10 protein-coding genes are annotated in these 10,965 nt (G+C 64.8%); 2 read left to right on the forward strand and 8 right to left on the reverse strand.

What is annotated here, in order from left to right; all coding sequences use genetic code 11:
* Window positions 1–85 precede the first annotated feature (85 nt).
* Window positions 86–1,300, forward strand: a complete 1,215-nt coding sequence (locus VN856_RS26225) for a class I SAM-dependent RNA methyltransferase (protein ID WP_325694777.1) — start codon at window positions 86–88, stop codon at window positions 1,298–1,300.
* Window positions 1,301–1,304: 4 nt separating this feature from the next.
* Here the strand turns inward: VN856_RS26225 and VN856_RS26230 are convergent, their stop codons facing one another.
* From VN856_RS26230 to VN856_RS26255, 6 genes are all read right to left on the reverse strand, one after another.
* Window positions 1,305–2,612: an ArsB/NhaD family transporter gene (locus tag VN856_RS26230; protein ID WP_325694759.1), complete on the reverse strand. Its 1,308-nt coding sequence runs from the start codon at window positions 2,610–2,612 to the stop codon at window positions 1,305–1,307.
* Between the two features lie 13 nt (window positions 2,613–2,625).
* The gene (locus tag VN856_RS26235; RefSeq protein WP_325694761.1) at window positions 2,626–3,084 is read right to left on the reverse strand and encodes a CBS domain-containing protein; all 459 of its coding nucleotides are present in this window, start codon (window positions 3,082–3,084) and stop codon (window positions 2,626–2,628) included.
* A 151-nt stretch (window positions 3,085–3,235) separates the two neighbouring features.
* Window positions 3,236–4,525 carry an ArsB/NhaD family transporter gene (locus VN856_RS26240; protein ID WP_325694763.1) on the reverse strand — a complete coding sequence of 430 codons (1,290 nt, stop codon included), beginning with the start codon at window positions 4,523–4,525 and terminating at the stop codon, window positions 3,236–3,238.
* Between the two features lie 221 nt (window positions 4,526–4,746).
* On the reverse strand, window positions 4,747–5,193 hold the full coding sequence (locus VN856_RS26245) for a CBS domain-containing protein (protein WP_325694765.1): 447 nt from the start codon (window positions 5,191–5,193) through the stop codon (window positions 4,747–4,749).
* A gap of 121 nt (window positions 5,194–5,314) precedes the next feature.
* Entirely contained in the window at window positions 5,315–5,758 is a 444-nt protein-coding gene (locus VN856_RS26250; RefSeq protein ID WP_325694767.1) for a CBS domain-containing protein, read from the reverse strand.
* A 28-nt stretch (window positions 5,759–5,786) separates the two neighbouring features.
* Window positions 5,787–7,094 (reverse strand): ArsB/NhaD family transporter, encoded by a 1,308-nt coding sequence (locus VN856_RS26255; protein WP_325694769.1) that lies wholly within the window; start codon window positions 7,092–7,094, stop codon window positions 5,787–5,789.
* 353 nt (window positions 7,095–7,447) lie between these two features.
* Here VN856_RS26255 and dxs point away from each other — a divergent pair, with 353 nt between their 5' ends.
* Complete coding sequence (dxs, locus tag VN856_RS26260; protein ID WP_325694771.1) at window positions 7,448–9,379, forward strand: 1-deoxy-D-xylulose-5-phosphate synthase; 1,932 nt, start codon at window positions 7,448–7,450, stop codon at window positions 9,377–9,379.
* On the opposite strand, the gene VN856_RS26265 is transcribed toward dxs, so the two are convergent.
* Window positions 9,360–10,664 (reverse strand): ribonuclease D, encoded by a 1,305-nt coding sequence (locus tag VN856_RS26265; RefSeq protein ID WP_325694773.1) that lies wholly within the window; start codon window positions 10,662–10,664, stop codon window positions 9,360–9,362. The genes dxs and VN856_RS26265 overlap by 20 nt on opposite strands.
* Before the next feature lies 1 nt (window position 10,665).
* A partial coding sequence (locus tag VN856_RS26270) for a DUF3000 family protein (protein ID WP_325694775.1) occupies window positions 10,666–10,965 on the reverse strand: 300 nt, incomplete at its 5' end.

Genomic DNA, 10,965 nt, shown 5'->3' on the forward strand with positions numbered 1-10,965 from the left:
TTCCCTGGCAACTCAGTTCGTCGGAGCGACTCAAGACGCTGCATCCGCATGCCGCACCCGGCGATGCGCGGCGGGGGATTTTCGATTGACAACGGAATCCAGCGCGGCGCCACCGCCGGCCACCGATCAGCTGACGTTGACCGTCGGTGCGCCGGCCAACGGCGGCAGCTGCGTGGCCCGCCACGACGGCCGGGTGGTGTTCGTCCGCTACGCGCTGCCCGGCGAGCGGGTGCGGGCCCAAGTCACCGCCGACCGGGGGTCGTACTGGCACGCCGAAGCGATCGAAGTGATCGAACCGTCCGCAGACCGGATCGCGTCGCTGTGCCCGATCGCGGGCGTGGACGGGGCCGGCTGCTGCGATCTGGCCTTCGTCGACCCGGCAGCGGGGCGTGCGCTGAAAGCCGACGTGGTGTCGAACCAGCTCGCCCGCCTTGGCAACTATCAGTGGAACGACGCGGTGGCGCCGGTGTCGACCGCCGGTCCGACCGGCTGGCGCACGCGGATCAGGCTCGACGTCGGGGCTGACGGCCGCGCGGGTTTTCATCGCTATCACAGCGACGAACTGGTCTCCGATCTCAACTGTGGTCAGCTGCCTGCCGGGATGATCGACGGCCTGACCGACGTCGCGTGGCCGCCGGGTGCACACCTGCACGTCGTGATCGACGATGACGGCCAGCGCCACGTGGTACGCACGGTGCGCCACGGCCGGCGTACCTCGACCGACGTGGTCGAGGGCAGTTACCAGGGTGTGCAGCGCGCCGGGCGGCACAGTTGGCAGGTGCCGGTGACGGCGTTCTGGCAGGCCCACCGCGACGCCGCGCGAACCTACAGCGACCTCGTGGGCGACTGGGCCCGTCCCGACCCGGGCATGACCGCGTGGGATCTTTACGGGGGCGCAGGGGTTTTCGCCGCGGTCCTGGGCGACGCGGTGGGGGAGTCGGGGCAGGTGGTCAGTGTGGACAGCTCGCGGTCGGCGACGCGGTCGGCCCGCGCCACATTGGCTGATCTGCCGCAGGTGAACGTGATCACCGATTCGGTCCGCCGGGCGCTGACCGCGCAACGTGCTGGCGCCGATGTGGCCGTGCTCGATCCGCCGCGCGGTGGCGCAGGGCGCGAGGTGATCGATCTACTGGCCGCGGCCGAGGTCCCGAGGATAGTCCATATTGGTTGTGAGGCAGCGTCATTCGCTCGCGACATCGGCCTCTATCAGAGTCACGGATATGTGGTGGACAAGATCTCGGTGTTCGATTCGTTCCCGCTGACCCATCACATCGAGTGCGTCGCGCTGCTGACCCGCTGAGCAACTACGCCCACACGAAATACCGCAGCCACAGATAGATCGCGCACAACACCGTGGAGATCGCGGTGACGACGATGCCTTTGCGAGTGAATTCCCAGAACGATATTGAGTAGCCCGATCTCAAGGCGATGCCGATCATCACGATGTTGGCGCTGGATCCCACCGCTGTCAGGTTGCCGCCGAGGTCACCACCGAGGGCCAGCGACCACCACAGCACATTGCCGTGCTCCTCGTGCGGGATCACGGTGGCCAGGTGGGTGACGATCGGTGTCATAGTAGCCACGTACGGGACGTTGTCGATGACGCCGGACACCAACGTGGACACGCCCAGGATCAGCATCGTTGTCACCAGCGGACTGCCTCCGGTGGCGCCTGCTGCCAGCTCGCCCAGATGCTTGATGACGCCGGTCTTGAGCAGAGCGCCGACCATGATGAACAGGCCGACGATGAATAGCAGGGTGTCCCACTCGACGTTGGCCAGGTAGTCGGACTTCTCCATCTTCGATGCGAGGATCAGGAGCCCCGCGCCCAGCAATGCCACCAGTGACGGCTGGATGTGAATGGTCGGGGACACGATAAACCCCACGAAGACCACGGTCATCACCGCGGCGCATCTGATCAACAGCCGGGGATCACGTAGCAGCGCGCGCTCGTTGAGCGCCATGACGTCTGCGACCCTTTCGGGCGAGACCGTGGAGAAGCCCCGGAACAGCAAGGGCGAAACTGCGGCGAAGACCAGCATGACGATGATCACGATCGGGGCCATGTTGACCAGAAAGGCGTTGAACGACAGGCCTTTGCGTGCGCCGATGATGATGTTGGGTGGATCGCCGACCAGCGTAGCTGCACCGCCGATGTTGGACGCGAACACCTCTGCCATCAGCATCGGCACCGGGTTGATCTCTAGTCGCTCGCAGACCAGCAAGGTCACTGGGGCGATCAAGAGCACCGAGACCACGTTGGGCAGCACCGCCGAGGCCGCCGCCATCACCAGCATCAGGAGGATCATGATGCGCAACGGCGAGCCGTTGGCGCGTTTGGCAGCCCAGATCGCGGCGTATTCAAAAACTCCAGTCTGTTGCAGGATGCTGACGATCATCATCATGCCGAACATCAAAAATATGACGTCCCAGTCGATTCCGGTCTCCGCGGAGTAGAACACGTCGGGCGAGTCGACAACCGGCAGGAGGATCATCAGGCCGGCGCCGACCAGCGCGACCGTGGTCTTGTTGAAGCGCTCGCTGATGATGAATGCGTAGGAGACGACGAATATGGCCACGGCCAGGTACATCATGATCGTCGTTGTCGTCATCGCTGCCGCTCCATCAGATACCCGGTCTCTGTTTCAACACCTCGGCCAGGAGGCGCGATGCGGTGATCACCCCGTGCATTTTGCCGTCTTTGACCACAGTCACCAACGGGCTGTGCATGCGCGCCATGATCGCCGCCACTTCGATGATGGTGTCATCGGCGTCGACGACCGGTATCTGCTGCGCCTTTCTGGGTAGCAGGTCGCGGATTGTCTTGCCGTTCAGCTTTTCTGCCGCGTGGTCGGCCATCGATTCGGTCAGCACCCGGGCTAGTCCGGGATCATCTTGGACGTAGGCGGGCACGAGAAAGCGAACCACCTGGGAGGCTGGTAACACCGCGTAGGGCTGGTCGGAGCTGTCGGTGCCTACCACGAGTCCTGTCAGGCGGTGTTCGGCGAGCAGTCGGACCGCATCGCGTGCGGGAGAGTCGATGTCGACAATCGGGGACTCGTCGACGATCTCTCCCGCGTGCACGCGCTCACCCTATATGAGGTTTCTCGGTCACCTTTGCTGCCCACGTCGTCCGGTCGGCCGAAAACCGCAGGTATCGAACGCATTATCATCCGTCATCAGCACGAGCGCGTCGAATCTTTACGCGCTCTTAGCGGACCATCGTCTCGAGCGGTTAGCTCAAGACGAAGTAGCGCAGCCATAGATACAGCGCGCAGAGGATGGTCGACATCGCGGTCACCAGCACACCCTTGCGAGTGAATTGCCAGAACGAGATCGGGTAACCCGACTTCAGCGCGATGCCGAGCATGACAATGTTGGCGCTGGATCCCACGGCGGTGAGATTGCCACCGAGGTCGCCACCGAGAGCCAACGACCACCACATGACGTCATGGTGTGAGTGACCTGGAATGACCGACGCCAGATGGCTGACAATCGGCGTCATGGTTGCGACGTACGGGACGTTGTCGATGATGCCGGACAGCAACATCGAAACGCCGAGGATCAGCATCGTCGTCAGCAGTACGTCGCCGCCGGTGGCGTCTGCTGCCATCTCGCCCAGATGCTTGATGACGCCGGTCTTGAACAGCGCGCCAACCATAATGAACAGGCCGACCATGAACAGCAGCGTGTCCCATTCGACGTTGGCCAGGTAGTCCGACTGCTCCAACCCGGAGGTCAGGATGAGGATGCCGGCGCCGAGCAATGCCACCAACGATGGTTGGAGGTGGATGGCTTCGGAGATGACGAAACCGGCGAACACGAGGACCATGACGGCGGCGCATTTGATGAGCAGCGGGCGGTTCTGCAGGGCATCGCGCTCGTCCACTGCCATGACTTCGTTGATCCGCTCGATGTCCACCGCGGACAGGCCGCGAAACATCAGCGGCATCATCGCCACGAAGGCAAGCATGATGATGATCACGATAGGCGCCATGTTGAACAGAAACGCGTTGAACGAGAGACCTTTCCGTGCGCCGATGATGATGTTGGGTGGGTCGCCGACCAGTGTCGCCGTACCACCGATGTTGGAGGCGAACACTTCGGCGATCAGCAGCGGTACCGGGTTGATGGCCAAACGATCGCAGACCAGCAGGGTGACGGGTGCTATGAGCAGCACCGAGACCACGTTGGGCAGAACCGCCGAGGCGAGTGCCATGACCAGTGTCAGCAGGATCATGATTCGTAGTGGGGATCCGTTGGCGCGTTTCACGGCCCAGATGGCTGCGTATTCGAATATCCCGGTCTGGCGTAAGACGCTGACGATGATCATCATACCCAGCATCAAAAAGATTACGTCCCAATCGATTCCGCTGGCTTGCGAGTAGAAAACGTCCCGGGACTCGATCACCGGTAGCAGGATCATCAAGCCCGCGCCGACGAGTGCGACTTTAGTGTTGTTGAAGCGTTCGCTGATGATGGCTGCGTAAGCGGCCACGAATACCGCGATCGCGAAATATGTCATCGGCGCCGGCCTCGACGCCCGATCAATCTTCTAGAACTTCGGCCTGGGTGGTCATGACCGGGGGCTCGTCCACGGCGTCTTCGGCACCCGAAGAGCCTATAACAAGATCTGCCGGCGTCGTGGACGTCATCAACTCCGTGAAAGTTTACCGCTCGGTCACGAGATATTCAGGCGCGCACGGTGTGTGGCCGTTCCACGTTGCCGCCCCCGCAAATACTTGGCTATTCCTTCAGCGCGGCAGCCAGTAACCGTGAGGCGGTGATCACGCCGTGCAACTTCCCGTCTTTGACGACCGCGACCAGTGGACTGCGCAGCCGCGCCATGACCTCGGCCACCTCGATGATGGTGTCATCGGCTTCGGCTACGGGGATGTGCTGCCGTTGCTTCGGCAGCATGTCGCGGATCGTCTTGCCGCTGAGCTTCTCGGCCGCGTGATCGGCCATCGACTCGGTGACGACGCTAGCCAGCCCGGGATCGTCCTGCACGTACCCGGGCACGATGAAACGCACGACTTGCGAGGCCGGCAGGACGGCAAACGGCGTCTCGGAGGTGTCGGTGACGACCACCAGTCCGTTCAGTCGGTGCTCCGCGAGCAGACGCACTGCGTCAAGCGCATTTGAGTCGATTTTTACAACTGGGAACTTCTCGTCGAGATCCTCTGCCCGCACACCGCCACAATACGTCCGCCGAGCGATTTCGGTTAATGGGATAGGCGTAAGGGAATTCTCAGGTTGCGTTTGACATCGCCACGGAGTAGGCCTCAGTGCAGTGTGGGCGCCGAAGCTGCAGTCAGGATTTGAGCGCCGCCGCGAGCAGGCGTGAGGCGGTGATCACGCCGTGCAACTTGCCGTTCTGGGTCACTGCGATCAGCGGGCTTCGCTGCTCCGCCATCTCCGCAGCCACCTTGATGACGCCGTCGCGCACATCGACGCAGGGGATTTTGCGTGGTTGCTTCGGCAGCACATCGCTGACTTTCCGACCCGCCAAATTCTCGGTCGCATGGTCGGCGAGCGCGTCGCCCATGACACCGGCCAGCGACATGCTGCCCTGCACGTAGCGAGGCAACACGAAAGGCAGCATCTCGGAAGCCAAAATGACCGCGCACGGCTTATGAGACGCGTCGGCAACGACGACGCCGGGTAGACCGTGCTCGGCGATCATCCGGGCAGCGTCCATGGCGTCGGAATCCAGCTGCACGATGAGAAACTGCTCGTCGAGGTCCGCTGCCCGCACAGAGACACCATACGGCGAAATCGCGACTCTAGGCGAAGTAGAAGTACCGGAGCCACAGATAGCCGAGGGACAGCACGAAGGACACCGCGGTCACGGCCGCGCCTCGTTTGGTGAAGTCCCAGAACGAGACGCGATGGCCTGATCGGTTCGCGATCCCGACAGCGACGATGTTCGCGCTGGCCCCCACCGGGGTGAGGTTGCCGCCCATCACGGTACCCAACAGCAGGGCCCACCACAGCACACCTGATCCGGCATGCCCGGGGATCGAGTCGGCGAATTGTCCGACGATCGGTGTCATGGCGGCGGCGTACGGAACGTTGTTGATGAAGCTGCCCAACGTGAAGGAGACGGTGAGGATCAGGATCGTCGCCGTCCAGGCATCGCCGCGGGCGAAGTTGCTGGCCACCGTTGCCAACTCCTTGATGACACCGGTCTTCACCAGGGCCCCGACCATCACGAACAGGCCGGCGAAGAACAGCAGCGTCTCCCATTCAACGCTGGACAGGTAGAACTCCGTTTCCAGACCTGAGATCACGATCAGGATCCCGGCGCCGGCCATGGCCACCAGTGAGGGCTCCATGTGGATCTGCCGGTGTATGACGAATCCGGCGAAGACCAGGGCCAGGACGACCCCGCATTGCATCAGCAGCTTGGGATTTCGGATCGCTTCGCGCTCGTCCAGCGACATGACATCGGCGACCCGTTCGGGATCTGCGACGAAGAAGCCGGGGTACAGCCGCGGCAGCATCGCTATCAAGGCGACGAGCACGAGAAGCACCGCCGGTCCCATGTTCGCGCTGAACTCGATGAAGCTCAGGTGCGCTCCGGTGCCGATGATGATGCTGGTCGGGTCACCGACCAGGGTCGCCGCGCCGGCGATGTTGGCCGCGATCGCCTCGACGACGAGATACGGCGCGGCATTGACCGCAAGCCGGTCGCACACCAGCAGGGTGACCGGCGCAATCAATAGCACCGTGGTGACGTTGTCCAGCACGGCAGTTCCGAGCGCGGTGACCAGAATCAGCAGGATCATGATCCGCAGCGGGGATCCCTTGGCGCGCTTGGCCGACCAGATCGCCACGTATTCGAACGCGCCAGTCTGACGGACGACGCTGACGATGATCATCATGCCGAGGAGCAGGAACAGGACGTCCCAGTTGACCCCGGTATCGCGGGCGTAAAAGATCTCGTCGGAGTTGATCAGCGGCAAAAAGAACATCAGTGTCGCGCCGGCCAGCGCGATCTTGGTCTTGTTGAAGCGCTCGGTGGTGATCAGCACATAGCAGACCACGAACACGGTCGATGCGTAGACGGCGTGGAAGACCCCACTGCTCATCGGCTGCCCCGACGTCGCACGCGTGCCTGGGTCAGCATGGGCGGGGAACCGGTCCTCAAGATGCGAGCGCCGCAGCCAATGGGCGTGAGGTCGTGATCACGCCGTTGAACCCTGACGTCCGCCCGTAAGGCGCGGTCGTGTCGACCGTGCAAGTCATGCTGCACTCCTGAATTTCGCGTAATTGCAGGAAGACCCCGAACAGCACAATAAATAACGCCGACCAGACTTCCCGGCACACCGGGGCATAACTTAGCAGGCTTATCTGTGTGGTTTCTGAGCGCTAATGGTGTGCGTCGGAAGGGTATCACTGCAGGTCCGCGCCGTGGGCTGGCGCCTCTGCGTACACTGGCGAAATGCTTGAACAGATCCGTGGGCCCGCCGATCTGCAGCACCTGTCTCAGGCGGAACTGCGCGATCTGACCATCGAGATCCGCGAGTTTCTGATTCACAAAGTCGCCGCGACAGGAGGCCATCTCGGACCCAACCTCGGCGTCGTCGAGCTGACGCTGGCGTTGCACCGGGTATTCGACTCGCCCCATGATCCGATCATCTTCGACACCGGCCATCAGGCCTACGTGCACAAGATGCTGACCGGCCGGGCCGCGGACTTCGAGACATTGCGCAAAAAGGATGGGCTGTCGGGGTATCCGTCGCGGTCGGAGAGCGAACACGACTGGGTCGAGTCGAGCCACGCGAGTGCGGCACTGTCGTATGCCGACGGGCTGGCCAAGGCATTCGAGCTGACCGGACATCGCAACCGGCACGTGGTGGCGGTGGTCGGCGACGGCGCACTCACCGGCGGCATGTGCTGGGAGGCGCTGAACAACATCGCGGCGACCCGCCGGCCGATGGTGATCGTCGTCAACGACAACGGCCGCAGTTACGCGCCGACGTTCGGCGGGCTGGCCAACCACTTGGCGATGCTGCGGCTGCAGCCCGGTTACGAGCATCTGCTGGAGCGCGGTCGCAGCGCGATGCGCGGCATGCCGCTCTTCGGAGAAGTGGCTTACCAATTCATGCACAGTGTCAAAGCCGGTGTGAAGGATGCGCTTTCGCCGCAGCTGCTGTTCACCGATCTCGGCCTGAAATATGTCGGGCCGGTCGATGGGCACGACGAGCACGCCGTCGAGGCGGCGCTGCGCCGGGCCCGCGGATTCCACGGTCCGGTGCTGGTGCACGTCGTCACCCAAAAGGGCAGGGGTTACGGCCCGGCCGAGGACGACGAGGCCGAGCTGATGCATTCCTGCGGGGTGATCGATCCGGCGACCGGGCTGGCCACCAAAATCGCGGGGCCGAGTTGGACCGCGACGTTCTCCGAGTCGCTGATCGAGCACGCGACCAAACGCCGCGACATCGTCGCGATCACCGCGGCCATGCCCGGGCCCACCGGGCTGAGTGCGTTCGGAGAACGCTTCCCGGACCGCCTTTTTGACGTCGGCATCGCCGAGCAGCACGCGATGACGTCGGCGGCGGGTCTGGCGATGGGCGGAATCCATCCCGTGGTCGCGATCTACTCGACGTTCCTCAACCGGGCGTTCGACCAGATCATGATGGATGTCGCGCTGCACAAGCTGCCCGTCACGATCGTGCTCGACCGGGCCGGGGTCACCGGCAGCGACGGCGCCAGTCACAACGGCATGTGGGACATGTCCATGCTGGGCATCGTCCCCGGCATCCGGGTGGCCGCGCCCCGCGACGGTGCCCGCCTGCGTGAGGAACTCGGCGAGGCGTTGGCTATCGGCGACGGGCCCACGGTGATCAGATTCCCGAAGGGCGATGTCGGCGAAGACATTCCGGCGGTGCAGCAACACGCCGGGGTAGACGTACTCGCGAAGCCGGCCGAGGGGCTGGGCGCCGACGTGCTGCTGGTGTCGGTGGGCGCGTTCGCCCCGATGGCCCTGTCGGCGGCCGAACGGCTGCGCGACCAGGGGATCGGGGTAACAGTGATCGACCCGCGCTGGGTGCTACCCGTTCCGGGCGCGGTGCCGGAATTGGCGGTGGCGCACAAGCTGGTGGTCACGCTGGAAGACAACGGGGTGGCCGGTGGCGTCGGTTCGGCCGTGTCGGCTGCGTTGCGGGCCGCCGATATCGACGTGCCATGCCGCGATGTCGGCCTGCCGCAACAGTTCTTCGATCACGCGTCGCGTGGCGAGGTACTCGCCGCCGCCGGTCTGACCGACCAGGACGTGGCCCGCCGGGTCACCGGCTGGATTGCCGCGCTGTCCCGCGACGGCGTCGGCCCCGGTGGTGTCGAAGGGGCCGAGATCACGGAGCAGCTGGACTGACGTCCTCGCTGTCTTTCGGCGGCAGTTGCAACGCCGCGGCCAGCACGGGCACCACTAACTCGCGCTGCCAGTTTCTTGCTTGACCAGCCGCCAGAAACTTGTCGACCGCGGCCGCTGTGTCGTCGGCGCCCTCCCAATCCCAGCACAGCCGCCGGACCAAGTCGGGCGTGACCAGGTTCTCCGATGGCACCGTGACCTGCTCGGACAACTGTCGCAGCGCGGCGCGGGCCGCGTCGAGCCGCGCTGCGGCCTCCGGCCTGCGTCGAGCCCAGCGCGCCGGCGGCGGTGGACCGTTGGGCGGCTCGATTTCGTCTCCGGGGCCAGGGTTTTCGCGCGCGGCCTTCAGCGCTGCCAACCATGTGGCGGCGCCGCGGCGTTGCCGTTTTCCGCCGAAGATCGGCAGGGCGACCAGATCGTCAAGGGTCTTCGGGTCGGCGGTGGCGGCGTCGATGATCGCGGAGTCGGGCAGGATTCGCCCCGGGGCAATGTCGCGGCGCTGAGCGATTTCGTCTCGGACCGTCCACAATTCACGCACGGCGGCCAGACCACGCTGGTTGCGCACCCGGTGAATGCCGGAGGTGCGGCGCCAGCGGTCTCGGCGGGTCGCCGGTGGGGATTGACCGGCGCCGTTCCGAAGGTAGTCGAATTCTTCTGCGGCCCAGGCGGTTTTGCCCTGCTCGGCGAGCACGGCTGCGATCGACTCGCGCAGGCCGATGAGCACCTCGACGTCCAGGGCGGCGTAGTTGAGCCAGGCGGCCGGTAGGGGACGTCGAGACCAGTCCGCCGCGCCGTGGCCCTTGGCCAGCCCGACACCGAGCAGCCGCTGCGCCATCGCCGCCAAGTTGACTCGGTCGAAGCCGGCCAGCCGGCCGGCCAACTCGGTGTCGTACAACGCCGGCGGGCGCATGCCGACCTCGGCCAGGCACGGTAGATCCTGATCGGCTGCGTGCAGGATCCACTCGTCGTCGGCCAGCACATCGGCGACGGGCCGAAGCACGGTCGGCGGGTCGCCGCCGTGGCTGACCGGGTCGATGAGAACGGTGCCGGCGCCGGCCCGCCGGATCTGAATCAGGTACGCGCGGTTGGAGTATCGGAAACCCGAGGCCCGCTCGGCGTCGACCGCGAACGGGCCGCGGCCGCCCGCGAGCAACTCAGCGGCGGCCTTGATCTCGCCGGCGGTCGTGGACAGGTCGGGCACCCCGTCGGCGGGATGGAGCAGCGGAGTGACGTCAGGTTCCGCGGCGTCGGGCGTTTCGGTTGATGCTTCTGTCGGCTCCGGAGCCATGTCAAACGCGCGACCGGGTGCCCAAATCTGTCACCCCGACCGGTGGTAGCCCCGCGGCGTGCTCGAGCACTTCGCAGAACGCCTCAACGTGCGTACCGATGTCGGTGGTGAGTGCCGTCCACGACGCGCGCAGCTCCAGCTGGTGTGCGCGCGGCGGTCCGGAGATGTCGCCGTAGCGCACCGAGGTGGTCGCCGTGACGGTGCCGCCGAGCGCGGTGACGAGTTGGTCGTGTGCCTCGAGCGCGTCGACCAGCCAGCTCCATGCGACCTCGGGCAGCAGTGGGTCGACGGCCTCGCTGGA

The organism is Mycobacterium sp. (assembly GCF_035603715.1).
Lineage (GTDB): Bacteria > Actinomycetota > Actinomycetes > Mycobacteriales > Mycobacteriaceae > Mycobacterium.

Excerpts from the sequence above, each read along its gene's own strand:
- VN856_RS26255 (WP_325694769.1), bottom strand. The coding sequence starts at position 7,094 with ATGAGCAGTGGGGTCTTCCACGCCGTCTACGCATCGACCGTGTTCGTG.
- VN856_RS26265 (WP_325694773.1), bottom strand. The coding sequence starts at position 10,664 with ATGGCTCCGGAGCCGACAGAAGCATCAACCGAAACGCCCGACGCCGCG.
- dxs (WP_325694771.1), top strand. The coding sequence starts at position 7,448 with ATGCTTGAACAGATCCGTGGGCCCGCCGATCTGCAGCACCTGTCTCAG.
- VN856_RS26230 (WP_325694759.1), bottom strand. The coding sequence starts at position 2,612 with ATGACGACAACGACGATCATGATGTACCTGGCCGTGGCCATATTCGTC.
- VN856_RS26240 (WP_325694763.1), bottom strand. The coding sequence starts at position 4,525 with ATGACATATTTCGCGATCGCGGTATTCGTGGCCGCTTACGCAGCCATC.